We start from the raw sequence: 16,077 nt of genomic DNA, 5'->3' as shown, positions 1-16,077 counted from the left end.
CGAAAAATGACTACTCCCACCCAGCAGCTCTCCGACGCCGGAGTCTCCATCTGGCTCGATGACCTTTCCCGCGGACGCCTGCAGACCGGCACCCTCCGCAAGCTCATCGAAGAGAAGAACGTGGTTGGTGTGACCACCAACCCGTCCATCTTCCACGCCGCCATCACCTCCGGCACTGACTACGACCACATCATTGCCCGCAAGGCAGCAGAAGGTGCCAGCGTGGAGGACACGATCTTCGAGATCACCACCACCGACGTCGCCGACGCCTGCGACCTGTTCGCACCGGTGGCCGCCGCCACCAGGGGCGTTGACGGCCGCGTCTCCATCGAAGTTGACCCGCGCCTGGCCTGGGACACCGCAGGAACCATCGCGGAGGCCAAGCACCTCTCCCAGCGTGTCAACAAGGACAACGTCCACATCAAAATCCCGGCAACGATCGAAGGCCTCGAGGCCATCACGGCAACCCTGGCCGAGGGCATCAGCGTCAACGTGACCCTGATCTTCTCGCTGGAGCGCTACCGTGCGGTCATCAACGCCTTCCAGTCCGGCCTGGAGCAGGCCAGGGAAAACGGCCACGACCTCTCGAAGATCCACTCCGTGGCCTCCTTCTTCGTCTCCCGCGTGGACAGCGAAATCGACAAGCGCCTGGACAAGATCGGCACCGACGAGGCAAAGGCGCTCAAGGGCAAGGCCGGCCTGGCCAACGCCCGCCTGGCCTACCAGGTCTACGAAGAGCTCTTCGCCACCGAACGCTGGGCCCTGCTTGCTGACGCAGGGGCACTCCCCCAGCGCCCCCTGTGGGCTTCCACCGGCGTGAAGGACCCGGCCTACCCGGACACCCTCTACGTCACCGAGCTCGTTGCCCCCGGCGTGGTGAACACCATGCCGGAGAAGACCCTGGATGCCACCTTCGACCACGGCGTGGTTACCGGTGACACGGTCACCGGCACCTATGACGAAGCAAACGCCACCCTCGACGCCCTGGAAAAGCTGGGGATCTCCTACAACGACGTCGTAGCACTCCTTGAAACCGAAGGCCTGGACAAGTTCGTGGCCAGCTGGAAGGAACTGCTGGCGGACGTCGAAGGCGCCCTCGCCTCTGCACGGAAGGCTTCCTAACACCCATGAGCACTCTCAGCTTCGACGCCACCGGCGCTGCCCAGCAGGCGCTTGACCAGCACCTTCCCGCCCTCGTCGAGGAGCGGGTCGCCACCCGGATCTTCGCGAAGGACCACACCCTGTGGGGTCCCGACGCCGAATCCGAGTCGGCAATCCGCCTCGGATGGGTGGAGGCGGCAACAGTCTCGCAGCCTTTGGTCAAGGACATCCTGGAACTCCGGGACGCCCTGCGCGCCGAGGGCGTCAGCAGGATTGTGCTTTGCGGCATGGGCGGATCCTCGCTGGCCCCCGAGGTTATCGCTGGCACCGCCGGCGTCGAGCTGACAGTGCTGGACAGCACGGACCCGGACCAGGTCCGTGCTGCCCTGGCTGACCGGCTGGCGCAGACCGCGATCGTTGTCTCGTCCAAGTCCGGCTCCACCCTGGAAACCGACTCGCAGCGCCGGATTTTCGAGCAGGCCTTCACCCAGGCCGGCTTGGACGCCAAGAGCCGGACCATCATCGTGACGGACCCGGGCTCCCCGCTGGACAAGGCCTCCCGGGAAGCGGGCTACCGCGCTGTCTTCAACGCCGACCCCAATGTCGGCGGCCGCTACTCCGCGCTCACGGCGTTCGGCCTGGTTCCTTCGGGCCTGGCCGGCGTGGATATCCAGGCGTTCCTGGACGAGGCTGAGGAAGCTGCCGAAATCCTGAACGATGACGCCCCCGAAAACATCGGGCTGGCCCTGGGCGCCGCGCTGGGCGGAACCAGCCCCTTGCGGAACAAGATCGTCATTGCCGAGGACGGCTCCGGCATTGTTGGTTTCGCCGATTGGGCTGAACAGCTCATCGCTGAATCCACCGGCAAGCTGGGAACCGGCATCCTGCCGGTCGTCGCGGGTCCGGATGCCCCGGAGGTAACCTCTGGCGCCCCCGACGTCCTGGTGGTCCGGCTCGTGGCCGCGGATGCCGACGTCGAACCCGGCGACAACCAGGTGGCCATTGCCGGCGGCCTTGCCACCCAGATGATGGTCTGGGAATTCGCCACGGCCGTTGCCGGGCGGCTCCTGGGCATCAACCCCTTCGACCAGCCTGACGTTGAGGCCGCCAAGGTGGCAGCGCGCGGACTCCTGGACGCCCAGCCCGAGCCCACGCCTGCAGCGTTCGTCGACGGCGCCATTGAGGTGCGCGGCGGGGACTGGCTCGGAAACGCTGCCACCGCGGAGGGCGCTGTCAAGGCCCTGCTGGGCACCCTGGCGGCTGACAGCTACCTGAGCGTCCAGGCGTACTTTGACCGGCTGGCCTTCGCCAACCTGGAGGGCATCCGGGACGAACTGGCCGCCGCCACCGGCCGTCCGGTGACGTTCGGCTGGGGCCCGCGCTTCCTGCACTCCACCGGCCAATTCCACAAGGGTGGACCCGCCATTGGCGTCTTCCTGCAGGTCACGGCGACGCCCGCCGAGGACCTGGGGATCCCGGACCGGCCCTTCAGCTTCGGCGAGCTCATCGCCGCGCAGGCTGCAGGCGACGCCCAGGTCCTGGCTGGTCACGGCCGCCCCGTGCTGCGCCTCCACCTCACCGACCGTGCCGCCGGCGTGGCGCAGCTGCAGGACATTGCTGCTGCCCTGTCCACCCGCGCGTCCGCCACCGAAAGCTAAGGCACAGAAGCAACCATGCCAGAAACTGAATACGGCAGGAAGGGCGCGGGCCGCGGTCGTAATCCGCTGCGTGACCCCCGTGACCGCCGTTTGAACCGGATTGCCGGTCCGTCGTCGTTGGTCCTCTTTGGGGTGACGGGTGACCTTGCCCGGAAGAAGTTGATGCCGGCTGTGTACGACCTTGCCAACCGCGGGCTGTTGCCGCCGAGTTTCGCGTTGGTGGGTTTTGCCCGCCGGGAGTGGGACAAGGAGGATTTCGCCGCCGAGGTGAAGGCTTCCGTGCAGGCGCACGCCCGTACGCCCTTTGATGAGGCCGTCTGGAACCAGTTGTCAGAGGGCATCCGGTTTGTCCAGGGCGAGTTCGACGACGATGCCGCCTTTGAGCGGTTGGGTGAGACGATCAAGGAACTCGACGATGTCCGCGGCACCCGCGGGAACCATGCGTTCTATCTGTCGATCCCGCCCAAGGCGTTCGAGCAGGTCTGCCGGCAGTTGTCCAAGCACGGCCTGGCGCAGGCCGACGGGGATAAGTGGCGGCGCGTGGTGATCGAAAAGCCGTTCGGGCACGACCTGGAGTCGGCCCGGAAGCTGAACGACATCGTCGAGTCGGTGTTCCCGCCGGACGCGGTGTTCCGGATCGACCACTACCTGGGCAAGGAAACGGTGCAGAACATCCTGGCACTGCGTTTCGCTAACCAGTTGTTCGAACCGTTGTGGAACGCCAACTACGTGGACCACGTCCAGATCACCATGGCGGAGGACATCGGCACCGGCGGCCGGGCGGGGTATTACGACGGCGTGGGTGCGGCCCGCGACGTGATCCAGAACCACCTGCTGCAGCTGCTGGCGCTCACGGCGATGGAGGAGCCGATCTCGTTCAACGCCGATGACCTGCGGGCCGAGAAGGAAAAGGTCCTCGCCGCGGTCAAGCTTCCGGAGGACCTGTCCACGCACTCCGCGCGCGGACAATTCACCGGCGGCTGGCAGGGCGGCGAGCAGGTCCAGGGCTACCTGGAGGAAGAAGGCATCCCGGCCGATTCCACTACCGAGACCTACGCTGCGGTCCGCGTGGACATCCACACCCGCCGCTGGTCCGGAGTCCCCTTCTACCTCCGTGCGGGCAAGCGCCTGGGGCGGCGGGTGACGGAAATCGCCGTCGTCTTCAAGCGCGCCCCCAACCTGCTGTTCCGTGACCACGGCGAGGACGATTTCGGGCAGAACGCGGTAGTAATCCGGGTCCAGCCTGACGAGGGTGTGACGATACGGTTCGGTTCCAAGGTCCCCGGCACCCAGATGGAAGTCCGGGATGTCACCATGGACTTCGGCTACGGCCACTCCTTCACCGAGTCCTCGCCCGAGGCCTACGAGCGGCTGATCCTGGACGTGCTCCTGGGCGAGCCGCCGCTGTTCCCGCGGCATGAGGAAGTGGAGCTGTCCTGGAAGATCCTCGACCCGTTCGAGGAATACTGGGCCTCCCTGGCAGAACAGCCCGAGCCCTACGCCCCCGGCTCCTGGGGGCCGGCCTCTGCTGACGAGCTGCTGGCCCGTGACGGACGAACCTGGAGAAGGCCATGATCGTTAACCTGCCCGACACCACCACATCGAAGGTGTCCAAGAAACTCATGGCCCTGCGCGAGCAGGGCGGCGTGATTGCCCTGGGCCGGGTCCTGACCCTGGTGGTGGTGACCAAGTCCGGCCTTGAGGAAGAAGCAATCGAGGCCGCGAACGACGCCAGCCGGGAACACCCCTGCCGGATCATCGTCCTGGCCGACGCCGGGAAAGATAGCGAGGACCGGCTCGACGCCCAGATCCGGGTCGGCGGGGACGCCGGCGCCTCGGAAGTCATCGTCCTGCGCGGCTACGGCCAGCTGGCCCACGAGTCCGAGTCCCTGGTGGCCGCGCTGCTGCTTCCGGACGCCCCGATCGTGGCCTGGTGGCCGCACGGTGCCCCGGAGAACGCCTGCGAAACCTCCATCGGTGCGATCGCGCACCGCAGGATCACCGACTCCGCCAACGAACCGGACCCCCAGGCGGCATTGGAACGGATCCACGGCACCTACAAGGCCGGCGACACCGACCTCGCCTGGACCCGGCTGACCAACTGGCGGATCCAGCTCGCTGCGGCCCTGGATGGGGTGGACTCCTCCCCGGTCACGGCCGTCGCGGTCGAAGGCGCCTCGGACTCACCGTCCACCATCCTGCTCGCAGCGTGGCTCACCCTGACCCTGGATGCCCCAGTCACCATCGTCGCGGACCCCGCCGGAACCGGCATCCGCCGCGTCCGGCTCACCCGCCCCGGCGGTGACGTCCAGCTCTTCCGCCCCGGACTCTCCGTGGCGGAGCTGACCCAACCAGGCCAGCCCGCCCAGCGCATCTCGCTGCCACGGCGCAGCCTCCGCGACTGCCTCGCCGAAGAACTCCGCCGCCTCGACCCGGACGAAGTCTTTGGGGAAGTGATTACTATTGGACTGCCACGTACCAATCTAAGGAGCGTCCGACCCAGTGAGCGTTGACCCACGAGTAAGCATCCATCCGGATTCGTCAGTCCTCATGGCCGCCATCGCGGCACGCCTGATCACCAAGCTCGTTGATGTACAGGACAAGTACGGCGAAGCCACCGTGGTGCTAACCGGGGGAACCGTGGGGATTGGCACGTTGAAGGCTGTTGCGGATTCGCCGGCAGCGCCCGCCGTCGACTGGTCCAAGGTCAACTTCTGGTGGGGTGACGAACGTTTCGTGGGGTCCGCCGATCCTGAGCGGAACACCAGGCAGGCGTTCGACGCGTTGCTGTCCCACATTCCCGTGGACCCGGACCGGGTGCACTCCCCTGGTTCCGCAGATGATTTCGACACCCCGGAAGAAGCCGCCGAGGACTACGCACGCCGGTTGCGGGAAGCTGCTGCAGCCGAGCATGCGGCTGACATGTCCGACGACCGGCCGGAGGAACCCTCCGCACTCCCCCGGCTGGATGTGGTGCTGCTCGGCGTAGGACCTGACGCACATATTGCATCACTGTTCCCGGAACAGGCCGGCATCCGTGAAAAGGAGCGCACGGTGGTGGGCGTCAGGAACTCGCCCAAGCCGCCGCCGCTGCGGATCTCCCTTACCCTGCCTGCCATTAATACGGCGGCGGAGGTATGGATGGTTGTGGCCGGGGAAGACAAGGCAGGTGCGGTGGGACTGGCACTGGCTGGAGCCAACCCGGTTCAGGTACCGGCCTCCGGTCCCCGGGGAACGTCCCGTACCCTGTGGCTGATCGACGAGAACGCCGCCTCACGGGTCCCGCAGCAGTTGGTCCGGAAGGACGCCGCGGGCGCGTAATTTTTCCAGCGCTCCGGCCAGGACAGCTTCGGCGTCCTGGCCGGAGCGCCGTTCTTTAACGTATTCCAGGTGGCTTTTGTAGCCGTCGTCGAAGGGGTCGTCAGCTGCCGCGGCACGGCCGTCCCGGGAAGCAGGAGCACCGCAGCGCCTGCAGTCCCACATCGTGGGAATCTGGTCCTCCGGCATCTTCAGGAACACGGGCTGCGTCTCGTGCCCCTTGGCGCACCAATAGGACACGCGGATCCGCGGAAGCGGACGTGACGGCGAGGCGTCGGTGGACTGCAGGCTCGAACCGGACCCTGCCGTCACGCCGGCGCGGGTGCCCCGGAACCCGGATGATGGGTGGACCATAACGACTCCTGCCTCGAAGGGAGCGCCGGCGGACCTGCAGCTTAAACAAGACTGTGGCTGCCGGGTAAACCGACAGCCACAGTCTAATTCGCAGGCCTAATGACCGGCAGGGCCTAAAGGACCTTGTCCAGCAGGGGTCAGGAATCCCCGGTCCCGCTGAACCGCATGATCAGGCCGAGGGCAATGATCACCACGCCCCAGGTGACGCCCAGGATGATGGTGAAGCGATTGAGGTTTCGTTCTGCCACACCTGAAGAGCTGAGGCCCGAGCTCATGCCGCCGCCGAACATATCGGACAACCCGCCGCCGCGTCCCTTGTGCAGGAGGATCAGCAGCGTCAGAAGGAGGCTGGTGATCCCCAAGAGGATCTGCAGAATGACATGAAGAACGTCCACGACGGCCTTTCAGAAGTTGGGATTGCGGGAGTATTGGCTGGCTACGGACTAGTCCGTGACCAGGTGGCTCTCGAACCTGACAATATTAGCAAACTCGGCCGGGTCCAGGCTTGCGCCGCCCACCAGCAGACCGTCCACGTCGCGTTCCTGAAGGATCGCGGCCGCGTTGTTGGCCTTCACCGAGCCGCCGTAGAGCAGGCGGGTTTTGCCGGCCGTTTCCGCTCCGAACAGCGACTCCAGCTCGGCGCGGATGGCGGCGCACATTTCCTGGGCGTCCTCCGGTCCTGCCACTTCGCCGGTGCCGATCGCCCAAACGGGTTCGTAGGCTACCACCAGTTCGGCGGCCTGCTCGTTGGTGAGCCCGGCCACGCCGGCGCGGAGCTGCTGCAGCGTGTGGTCCACGTGCGTTCCGGCCTGGCGGATCTCCAGGCCTTCGCCGACGCAGAGCACGGGAACCAGGTTGTGCTTGAAGGCAGCTTTGACCTTGGCGTTGAGGACCTCGTCGGATTCGTTGTGGATGGTCCGGCGTTCGCTGTGGCCTACCAGGACGTACTTGCAGCCGAGCTTGTTCAGGAACTGCCCCGAGATGTCACCGGTGTAGGCTCCCGAGTCGAACTGCGACAGGTCCTGGCCACCGTAGGCGACCTGCAGGTCGTCGCCCTGGACCAGGGTCTGGACACCGCGGAGGTCCGTGAACGGCGGGAAGACGGCCACCTCAACGCGGCTGTAGTCGTGCTTGGCGTCGGAGAGGGTCCAGGCCAGCTTCTGCAGGAGCGTGATGCCCTGCACGTGGTCCATGTTCATTTTCCAGTTGCCCGCGATGAAGGGCTTGCGGTCAAAAGCGCCGTTCGTTGACGTAGTCACGTAATCTCCAAAAAGTTCTTGATATGGGTGCGGCCGGCAGGCTGCCGCGGGCAACCTGCCGGCCGGAGGACTGTGAAGTCCGGTTGCTTGTGGTCAGCAGCGGTGGTCTTACCGGCCTGCTTCTAGCGGTCCAGGACGCTCAGGCCGGGCAGTTCCTTGCCTTCAAGGTACTCAAGGCTGGCACCGCCGCCGGTGGAAATATGGCCGAACTGGTCATCACTGAATCCCAGTGTCCGCACTGCGGCAGCAGAATCGCCGCCGCCCACCACGGTGAATCCCTCAGTTTCGGTCAGGGCCTGCGCGATGGCACGGGTACCTGCCGAGAACGCGGCGAACTCGAAGACGCCCATGGGACCGTTCCAGAAGACCGTCCGCGCGCCCTTGATCCGTTCGGAAAAGGCAGCCGCGGTATCGGGCCCAATGTCCAGGCCGATGCCCTGGGCGCCGAAGCTGCTGCCTTCAATCGCGTCTGCCGCCACGGTTTCGTGCTTGGCGTCGGCAGCGAACTTCTCTGCCACCACCACGTCCGTGGGCACCACGAATTCGGTTCCGGCGTCGGCTGCGCGCTTCAGGTAGTCCTTGACGACAGGGATCTGGTCCTCCTCAAGGAGGCTCGAGCCAACCTTGTGGCCGGCTGCCGCCAGGAACGTGAAGAGCATGCCGCCGCCCACCAGGATGGTGTCAGCCTTGCCGATCAGGTTGTCGATCACTGCAAGCTTGTCCGAGACCTTGGACCCGCCGAGCACCACCACGTAGGGACGCTGGGTGTCAGTGGTCAGCTTCCGGAGGACTTCCACCTCGGTGTGCACCAGGTCGCCCTGGTATGACGGGAGCCGGGTGGCGACGTCGTAGACACTGGCATGCTTGCGGTGGACGGCACCGAAGGCGTCGTCCACGTAGGCGCCGTTGCCGCCGGTCAATGCCACGAGTTCATCCGCGAAGGTTCCGCGTTCAGCGTCATCCTTGCTGGTCTCGCGGGCGTCGAAGCGGACGTTCTCGAGGACAAGGGCCTCGCCGTCCTGCAGGGTTGCGGCGGCCGCCTTGGCGGCATCGCCGACGGTGTCGGCAGCCAGGGTGACCTTGAAGCCCGCCAGTTCGGCGAGGCGGTCCACTGCGGGGCGGAGGGAGTACTTGTCTTCCGGGGCGCCCTTGGGGCGTCCGAGGTGGGCTGTAACCAGCACGCGGGCACCGGCGTCCGTGAGCTTTTGCAGCACTGGCAGGGAGGCCTTGATACGGCCATCATCAGTGACTGTAGAGCCGTCGAGCGGCACATTCAGGTCACTTCGAACCAGAATGTACCGCCCGCGGACACCTTCAGCGATCAGTTCGTTGAGGGTGTGAGATGTCATGTGTCTAACCCTAGCCCAGCTTGGATGCCACAAGCTCCGTGAGGTCTACGAGGCGGTTGGAGTAGCCCCATTCGTTGTCATACCAGGAAACAACCTTGACCTGGTTGCCGATGACCTTGGTCAGGCCGGAGTCGAAGATGGAGGACGCGGGGTCACCAACAATGTCGGAGGACACGATGGGCTCGTCCGTGTAGGTCAGGAAGCCCTGCAGCTCCTCGGATTCGGCCGCACGCTTGAGGGCGGCGTTGACTTCCTCGACGGTGGTCTCGCGGGAGACCGTGACGGTGAGGTCGGTGGCCGAGCCGGTGGGCACGGGGACGCGGATGGCGTAGCCGTCCAGCTTGCCCTTGAGCTCCGGCAGGACCAGGCCAATGGCCTTGGCGGCACCGGTGGAGGTGGGGACCATGTTGATGGCGGCAGCGCGGGCGCGGCGCAGGTCCTTGTGCGGGCCGTCCTGCAGGTTCTGGTCAGCGGTGTAGGCGTGAACGGTGGTCATCAGGCCGCGTTCGATGCCGAATTCGTCGTTGACAACCTTGGCCAGCGGGCCGAGGCAGTTGGTGGTGCAGGATGCGTTGGAAATGATGTTGTGCTTGGCGTTGTCGTAGAGGTTGTGGTTCACACCCATGACGATGGTGATGTCCTCGTCCGAGGCCGGAGCGGAGATCAGGACCTTCTTGGCACCGGCCTGGATGTGCTTCTGGGCGTCGGCTGCCTTGGTGAAGAAACCGGTGGATTCGATGACGATGTCCACGCCGAGCTCGCCCCACGGGAGGTTGGCGGGATCCCGCTCGGCGAGGACCTTCACAACGTTGCCGTTGACGACGATGTTGCCGTCCTTGACCTCGATGGTTTCCTTCAGGCGGCCGCCGACGGAGTCGTACTTGAACAGGTGCGCCAGAGCTTCGGGGCTGGTGAGGTCGTTGACTGCAACGATCTCGAGGTCCGCGCCCTGAGCGAGTGCTGCGCGGAAGTAGTTGCGGCCAATACGGCCAAAGCCGTTGATACCAATACGGGTCGTCACTTTTTCAGTCTCCTTGGTGCTTTCAGAAGCACAACTAGTTGAGCGGGCTATCAAGCCAACTAACAGATCCCGCACGCCATTGGGCAGAGATGATTAACACGGAGGGCGACCAGCCTCATTGCTGAAGGCTAACCGCCTTCCGTGACCTATCTTACGTTTAACTGGGTCCGCCCCCGCAAGTGCGGGGGCGGACCGTCCACATCCCGGCCGATTTAAGTCCGAATGTGAAGTTTGTTACAGCGGGGCATAACGCCGGTCACTACGGGAGGGTGATGAGGCCCGTGGCGTTGGTGCGTGCTGCCTCGAAGCGCTGGGCGACGTCCGCCCAGTTGACGATGTTCCAGAACGCCTTGACGTAGTCGGCCTTCACGTTCACGTAGTCCAGGTAGAAGGCGTGCTCCCACATGTCCAGCATCAGCAGCGGGGTGGTGCCCAGTGCCGTGTTGCCCTGCTGGTCGTAGAGCTGCTCGATGACCAGGTTGCCGCCGATGGGTTCGTAGGCCAGGAAGCCCCAGCCGGAGCCCTGCAGGCCAAGTGCCGCGGCGGAGAACTGTGCACGGAAGGCATCGAAGGAGCCGAAGGCGTCGTCGATGGCGGCCGCGAGCTCGCCCTCGGGCTTGTCGCCGCCGTCCGGGGAGAGGTTCTTCCAGAACACAGAGTGGTTGATGTGGCCGCCGGTGTGGAACGCGAGGTCCTTGGAGAGGCGGTTGATGTTGGCGAAGTCGCCCTTTTCGCGCGCCTCGGCCAGCTGGGCCAGGGCGTTGTTGGCGCCGGCCACGTAGGTGGCGTGGTGCTTGCTGTGGTGCAGTTCCATGATCCGCGCAGAGATGTGCGGTTCGAGGGCGGCGTAGTCGTAGCTGAGTTCCGGCAAAACGTACTCGGTCACAAAATCCTCCAATATCGTGGACCCGCAGGCCCGGTTGGTAACTCTCGGATTGTGCATCCGGACAGCTGGTGCCCGGAATTATTTTTGATTCTATGGGGCGGTTACTCGTCCAGCATTTCGGGCGTCACATTGGCGTCCGTTCCGGGAATGCCCAGGTCAAGCGCGCGTTTGTCCGCCATGGCCAGCAAGCGGCGGATCCTGCCGGCAATTGCGTCCTTGGTCATGACCGGATCGGCAAGGCGGCCCAGCTCGTCCAGGCTTGCCTGTTTGTGCGCCACCCGCAGTTCGCCCGCGTACTTGAGGTGGTCCGGAACGTCATCGCCCAGGATCTCCAGCGCCCGGTCCACCCTTGCCCCTGCGGCCACTGCTGCCTGCGCGGAACGCCGTAGGTTGGCGTCGTCGAAGTTGGCGAGCCGGTTGGCGGTGGCCCTGACCTCCTTGCGCATACGGCGTTCCTCCCACACCATCAGCGCGTCGTGCGCTCCCATGCGGGTCAGGAGCGCGGCAATGGTGTCGCCGTCACGGATGACCACGCGGTCCACTCCCCTGACTTCCCGGGCCTTGGCCTGGATGTCCAGCCGGCGGGCCGCGCCCACCAGGGCCAGCGCCGATTCCGGCCCCGGGCAGGTGACCTCAAGCGAAGATGACCGGCCAGGCTCCGTGAGTGAGCCGTGGGCCAAGAAGGCTCCGCGCCATACGGCTTCGGCATCTGCCGCGGACCCGTTGACGACGGCGGACGGCAGGCCGCGCACGGGGCGTCCCCGGCCGTCCAGGAGACCGGTCTGGCGGGCAAGCGCCTCGCCGTCCCGGACCACGCGGACCACGTAGCGGCTGGCGCGCCGGAGTCCGCCGGCCGACACCACGATGATCTCGCTCTGGTGTCCGTAGACCTCGGCGATCGCGGCCCGGAGCCTGCGGGCCGTCGAGGCGAGGTCGACTTCCGCCTCGATCACGATCCGGCCGGAAATAATGTGCAGTCCCCCGGCGAACCGGAGCATGGCGGAGACTTCGGCCTTGCGCACTGATGACTTCTTGATGTCCAGACGGGACAGTTCTTCCTTGACTGATGCTGTCAGTGCCATGGCACCTTCCTAACTGTTCCCAAAAATGTCCTGGTACGCCGTCGCCAGCCGCAGCGGCTCGTGGACAGGGCGGCGTCCCGACGCCCCTACTTTACCCAAGACCACCTCTGCCCCGATCATGCCGGCTGCCTTCTCGAACTCCTGCCGGTCCGGTACGGACGTGGGGTCGGCCAGGACCACGTCCACGCTGAACTCCGGGGCGTAGCGACGAAGGACGTGGAGGTGGTCCGCCGCCGTCATGCCGGTGGTTTCCTTGGTGTCCGTGGCGAGGTTCATGGTCAGGCAGCGCTTGGCGGGCGTGCTGCAGAGGGCCTGGCGCATCTCCGGCAGGAGCAGGTGCGGCAGGACTGAGGTGTACCAGGACCCAGGGCCAAGGACCACCCAGTCCGCCAGCTCAATGGCGGTCAAGGCGTCCGTGCAGGCCGGCGCCGCTTTGGGCAGGAGCCGGACTTCCTCGAGCGAACCGGCCACCGCGCACCGCGCCTGGCCGTGGATGGTCTGCAGTGCCGTTCCGCCGTCCGGGGCGGTCACCCGCACATCACCTTCAATGGTGAGCGGGACGGTGGACATCGGCAGGACCTGGCCGCGGGCGCCGAGCAGGGCGCCCGCCCATTTGAGCCCGGCAACGGTATCGCCCAGCAGCTCCCACAGGGTGACGATCAGCAGGTTCCCCATGGCGTGCTCGTCCAGCGAACCGCCGGGTCCCTTCCCTGCGCGGAACCGGTGCTGCATGACGTCGCGCCAGGTGCGGCCCCAGTCGGTGTCGTCGCAGAGCGCGGACAGGGCCATCCGGAGGTCTCCCGGCGGAAGGACGCCGTACTCCTCGCGCAGACGCCCGGAGGAGCCGCCGTCGTCCGCCACCGTGACCACCGCGGTGAGTTCGGAGGTTAGCAGGCGCAGCGCGGACAGCGAGGCCGCCAGGCCGTGCCCGCCGCCCAAAGCCACCACGTTGGGGCCCTTGTCCTGCTGGCCCGAGCCCTTGCCGGTGGCGGGCGGCACCAGGGGCAGGGCTCCGGTGAACAGGGCCATTATTCGCGGCCCAGATCCCGGTGCGCGGTGGTCACCGTGACCCGCGGGTACTGCGCAAGTTTCTTGGACAGCTCCACTGCAACGGCCACGGAGCGATGTTTGCCGCCCGTGCAGCCGACGGCGATCGTGGCGTAGTGCTTGTTCTCCCGGCGGTACCCCTCCAGGACGGGTTCCAGGGCCAGGACGTAGCGGTCCACGAAGTTCTTGACGCCCTCGGCCTCCAGCACGTAGTCGCTGACGTCCTTGTCCAGGCCGGTCTGCGGACGCAGCTGCGGCACCCAGTGCGGGTTGGGAATGAACCTGACGTCGGCAACGTAGTTCGCGTCCACCGGCAGTCCGTATTTGAAGCCAAAGCTCATGACGTTCAGCCGCAGGGCCACCGGACCGGTTTCGCTGAACAGTTCAGTGATGGCGGTGGCCAGGCCGTGGACGTTGTAGTTGGAGGTGTCCAGGACGACGTCGGAGCTGTCGCGCAGTTCCTGCAGCAGCTCGCGTTCAGCAGCGATGCCGTCCAGGATGCGTCCACCGCCCTGCAGCGGGTGCGGCCGGCGCCCCTGTTCGAATCTCCGGACCAGGACGTTGTCGCTGGCATCAAGGAACAGGACACGGAAGGTGACCCCGCTCGCGGCGAGAGCCCCCAGGGCCGCGCGGATGTCCGCGAAGAGGCCCTTGCTGCGGACATCGATCACTACTGCGAGCCGGGGAATCGATTGCGGGGCGTGTGAGACGAGCTCCGCCAGCGTGCCCAGCATCTGGGGCGGGAGGTTTTCCACGACATACCAGCCGTGGTCTTCCAGGGCGTCCGCGGCGGTGCTCCGCCCGGCGCCGGACATTCCGGTGACCACCAGCAGCTCCGCTTCGAGCGGTTTGACGGGCTCCAGCCCGTCCTGATCCGCTCCGGATCCCGCCGTCGTGTCTGCCATGAAGCCTGCCCCGTTTCCTCGTTGTCCGCCGGCACCGCGATGGCGCTGCCCGTCCTTTACCCTAGCTAAGTTTCGGGGACAGGCGCTAAGTCTCGATGATTTCGCCGGTGGTCATGTTGATCGCCGGCACGGTAACGGCCTCGGGTCCGTCGGACGCGAAGTGGTTCACGATGGCAGTGGCCAGTGCCGGACCAATCCCCTTTGCCTGCGCCAGCTCTTCCACGGTGGCGGCCTTGACGCCCTTGACCGAGCCAAAGTGGGCCAGCAGGGCTTTCCGCTTGGAGGCGCCGAGGCCCGGAACGGCGTCGAGTGCCGACACCGTCATGGCCTTGCCCCGCTTTTGCCGGTGGAAGGTGATGGCGAAGCGGTGCGCCTCGTCACGGATCCGCTGCAGCAGGTACAGCCCCTGGGACGTGCGGGGCAGGATGACGGGGAAGTCGCTGTCCGGAAGCCACACTTCCTCCAGCCGCTTGGCCAGGCCCACGACATAGACGTCGTCGATGCCCAGGTCCCTTAGGGCACGGGCCGCAGCGTTCACCTGCGGCTGCCCGCCGTCCACCACCACAAGGTTGGGCGGGTAGGCGAATTTTGCCTTGGGGGCAGGCGTGGTGGTGTCCAGCACGGCCGCACCCGGTGCCGCCTCCTGGCCGTCGGAGGCCAGGACGGATTCGTCCACCTGGGCAGACTTGTCCTGCAGGTAATGGCGGAACCGCCGCGTCAGGACGTCATGCATGGCCGCGGTGTCATCGGCCGCCGCGGGGCCGGTGATGGAGAACTTGCGGTAATCGGACTTCTTGGGCAGCCCGTCCTCCACCACCACCATGGATGCCACCACGTTGGTGCCCTGGACATGGGAGACGTCGAAGCATTCAATCCGGAGCAGGGGCACTGGCAGGTCCAGCGCTTCCTGGAGTTCCTGGAGGGCCTGGGACCTGACGGTGATGTCCCCGGCGCGCCGCGTCTTGTGGAGTTTCAGCGCGTGCTCGGCGTTCTCGCGGACCGTGGACATCAGCGCCGCCTTGTCTCCGCGCTGCGGCACCCGGATGTCCACCTTGGCACCACGGATGCCGCCCAGCCACTGGGCAAGGTCCTCCGCATTGCTGGGCGCCACGGGGACCAGGACTTCGCGGGGCAGCCGGCCATGGGTGTCGCCGTCCTCGCCGTAGACCTGCTGCAGCAGATGCTCCACCAGATCCGGAGTGCTGAAGTCCTCCACCTTTTCCACCACCCAGCCGCGCTGGCCCCGGATCCTGCCGCCGCGGACATGGAATACCTGCACGGCGGCTTCCAGTTCGTCTTCATGCAGGGCAAAAACGTCGGCGTCGGTGTCCTCGGCCAGCACCACTGCGTTCCGCTCGAAGACCTTGCGCAGGGCGGTGATGTCGTCCCGCAACCGGGCGGCGTGCTCGTAATCGAGTTTCCCCACGGCGTCGGCCATCTGCTTTTCCAGCTTGGTGATGAAACGCTTGGCCTCGCCGCCCATGAAGGCACAGAAATCCTCAGCCAGCGCCCGGTGGTCTTCCGGCGAGATCCGCCCGACACACGGGGCGGAGCACTTGTCGATGTATCCCAGCAGGCAGGGCCGTCCGCTGGCCTCCGCGCGCTTGAAGACGCCGGCGCTGCAGCTCCGGACGGGGAAGACGCGGAGCAGGGTATCCATGGTTTCGCGGATGGCACCGGCAGTGTAGGGGCCGAAGTAGCGGGTCCCTTTGCGCTTGTCCCCCCGCATGACCTGTACCCGGGGGTATTTCTCGCTCATGGTCACGGCAAGGTAGGGATAGGTTTTGTCATCCCGGAACACCACGTTGAAACGGGGTTTGAATTCCTTGATCCAGGTGTATTCGAGCTGCAGCGACTCCAGCTCGCTGCCAACCACGGTCCACTCGACGCTGCTGGCCGCGTGGACCATGGCGTAGGTCTTGGGCAGCAGTCCGGCCGGGTTGGCGAAATAGGAGTTCAGCCGGGACCGGAGGCTTTTCGCTTTGCCGACATAGATGACCCGGCCGTGCGGATCACGGAAACGGTAAACGCCCGGGTTGGTGGGGATTTCACCGGTTTTGGGCCGGTAACTTGCTGGATTTGCCACCTATCAAGTCT

General features: G+C 66.0%; 15 protein-coding genes. 5 read left to right on the top strand and 10 right to left on the bottom strand.

Annotated features, from left to right (window positions below):
- The first annotated feature begins 6 nt into the window (after window positions 1-6).
- Genes tal through pgl form a run of 5 tightly spaced genes read left to right on the top strand, consistent with a single transcriptional unit; the run spans window position 7 to window position 6,080 of the window.
- Window positions 7-1,122 (top strand): transaldolase, encoded by a 1,116-nt coding sequence (gene tal, locus FBY33_RS14725; RefSeq protein WP_142031200.1) that lies wholly within the window; start codon window positions 7-9, stop codon window positions 1,120-1,122.
- Window positions 1,123-1,127: 5 nt separating this feature from the next.
- A complete protein-coding gene (locus FBY33_RS14720) occupies window positions 1,128-2,759 on the top strand; it encodes a glucose-6-phosphate isomerase (RefSeq protein ID WP_142031199.1) in 1,632 nt (543 codons plus the stop codon).
- Window positions 2,760-2,774: 15 nt separating this feature from the next.
- On the top strand, window positions 2,775-4,334 hold the full coding sequence (gene zwf, locus FBY33_RS14715; protein WP_142031198.1) for a glucose-6-phosphate dehydrogenase: 1,560 nt from the start codon (window positions 2,775-2,777) through the stop codon (window positions 4,332-4,334).
- Window positions 4,331-5,272 (top strand): glucose-6-phosphate dehydrogenase assembly protein OpcA, encoded by a 942-nt coding sequence (locus tag FBY33_RS14710; protein WP_142031197.1) that lies wholly within the window; start codon window positions 4,331-4,333, stop codon window positions 5,270-5,272. Before zwf ends, FBY33_RS14710 begins: the two co-directional genes overlap by 4 nt.
- Window positions 5,262-6,080, top strand: coding sequence for a 6-phosphogluconolactonase (gene pgl / locus FBY33_RS14705; protein WP_142031196.1), 819 nt, complete (start codon window positions 5,262-5,264; stop codon window positions 6,078-6,080). Before FBY33_RS14710 ends, pgl begins: the two co-directional genes overlap by 11 nt.
- Here the strand turns inward: pgl and FBY33_RS14700 are convergent.
- From FBY33_RS14700 to uvrC, 10 genes are all read right to left on the bottom strand, one after another.
- A complete protein-coding gene (locus tag FBY33_RS14700) occupies window positions 6,033-6,431 on the bottom strand; it encodes an RNA polymerase-binding protein RbpA (RefSeq protein ID WP_142031195.1) in 399 nt (132 codons plus the stop codon). The genes pgl and FBY33_RS14700 overlap by 48 nt on opposite strands.
- Window positions 6,432-6,568: 137 nt before the next feature.
- Window positions 6,569-6,826 carry a preprotein translocase subunit SecG gene (secG, locus tag FBY33_RS14695; protein ID WP_018771976.1) on the bottom strand — a complete coding sequence of 86 codons (258 nt, stop codon included), beginning with the start codon at window positions 6,824-6,826 and terminating at the stop codon, window positions 6,569-6,571.
- A 48-nt stretch (window positions 6,827-6,874) separates the two neighbouring features.
- Complete coding sequence (gene tpiA / locus FBY33_RS14690) at window positions 6,875-7,690, bottom strand: triose-phosphate isomerase (protein WP_056333709.1); 816 nt, start codon at window positions 7,688-7,690, stop codon at window positions 6,875-6,877.
- A 122-nt stretch (window positions 7,691-7,812) separates the two neighbouring features.
- Window positions 7,813-9,039, bottom strand: a complete 1,227-nt coding sequence (locus FBY33_RS14685; RefSeq protein ID WP_142031194.1) for a phosphoglycerate kinase — start codon at window positions 9,037-9,039, stop codon at window positions 7,813-7,815.
- 10 nt (window positions 9,040-9,049) lie between these two features.
- Window positions 9,050-10,060 carry a type I glyceraldehyde-3-phosphate dehydrogenase gene (gene gap, locus FBY33_RS14680; protein WP_142031193.1) on the bottom strand — a complete coding sequence of 337 codons (1,011 nt, stop codon included), beginning with the start codon at window positions 10,058-10,060 and terminating at the stop codon, window positions 9,050-9,052.
- 259 nt (window positions 10,061-10,319) lie between these two features.
- Window positions 10,320-10,946 (bottom strand): superoxide dismutase, encoded by a 627-nt coding sequence (locus FBY33_RS14675; RefSeq protein WP_056333700.1) that lies wholly within the window; start codon window positions 10,944-10,946, stop codon window positions 10,320-10,322.
- Between the two features lie 101 nt (window positions 10,947-11,047).
- Window positions 11,048-12,028, bottom strand: coding sequence for a DNA-binding protein WhiA (whiA, locus tag FBY33_RS14670; RefSeq protein ID WP_015937022.1), 981 nt, complete (start codon window positions 12,026-12,028; stop codon window positions 11,048-11,050).
- 9 nt (window positions 12,029-12,037) lie between these two features.
- Window positions 12,038-13,057 (bottom strand): gluconeogenesis factor YvcK family protein, encoded by a 1,020-nt coding sequence (locus FBY33_RS14665; RefSeq protein ID WP_142031192.1) that lies wholly within the window; start codon window positions 13,055-13,057, stop codon window positions 12,038-12,040.
- Entirely contained in the window at window positions 13,057-13,980 is a 924-nt protein-coding gene (gene rapZ, locus FBY33_RS14660; RefSeq protein ID WP_142031191.1) for an RNase adapter RapZ, read from the bottom strand. The genes FBY33_RS14665 and rapZ overlap by 1 nt, the downstream gene beginning before the upstream one ends.
- A gap of 85 nt (window positions 13,981-14,065) precedes the next feature.
- Window positions 14,066-16,066: an excinuclease ABC subunit UvrC gene (uvrC, locus tag FBY33_RS14655; protein ID WP_142031190.1), complete on the bottom strand. Its 2,001-nt coding sequence runs from the start codon at window positions 16,064-16,066 to the stop codon at window positions 14,066-14,068.
- Window positions 16,067-16,077: the final 11 nt, after the last annotated feature.

Origin of the sequence: Arthrobacter sp. SLBN-112, from assembly GCF_006715225.1 — a bacterium.
Taxonomy (GTDB): Bacteria; Actinomycetota; Actinomycetes; order Actinomycetales; family Micrococcaceae; genus Arthrobacter.
Note: the sequence above shows the minus strand (reverse complement) of the source record. Positions and strands in the feature narration are given on the sequence as shown.

Bases quoted from the DNA above. Each gene is read 5' to 3' on its own strand.
- tal (WP_142031200.1), top strand. From the start codon at position 7: ATGACTACTCCCACCCAGCAGCTCTCCGACGCCGGAGTCTCCATCTGG.
- FBY33_RS14720 (WP_142031199.1), top strand. From the start codon at position 1,128: ATGAGCACTCTCAGCTTCGACGCCACCGGCGCTGCCCAGCAGGCGCTT.
- zwf (WP_142031198.1), top strand. From the start codon at position 2,775: ATGCCAGAAACTGAATACGGCAGGAAGGGCGCGGGCCGCGGTCGTAAT.
- FBY33_RS14710 (WP_142031197.1), top strand. From the start codon at position 4,331: ATGATCGTTAACCTGCCCGACACCACCACATCGAAGGTGTCCAAGAAA.
- FBY33_RS14700 (WP_142031195.1), bottom strand. From the start codon at position 6,431: ATGGTCCACCCATCATCCGGGTTCCGGGGCACCCGCGCCGGCGTGACG.
- FBY33_RS14685 (WP_142031194.1), bottom strand. From the start codon at position 9,039: ATGACATCTCACACCCTCAACGAACTGATCGCTGAAGGTGTCCGCGGG.
- whiA (WP_015937022.1), bottom strand. From the start codon at position 12,028: ATGGCACTGACAGCATCAGTCAAGGAAGAACTGTCCCGTCTGGACATC.
- FBY33_RS14665 (WP_142031192.1), bottom strand. From the start codon at position 13,057: ATGGCCCTGTTCACCGGAGCCCTGCCCCTGGTGCCGCCCGCCACCGGC.
- rapZ (WP_142031191.1), bottom strand. From the start codon at position 13,980: ATGGCAGACACGACGGCGGGATCCGGAGCGGATCAGGACGGGCTGGAG.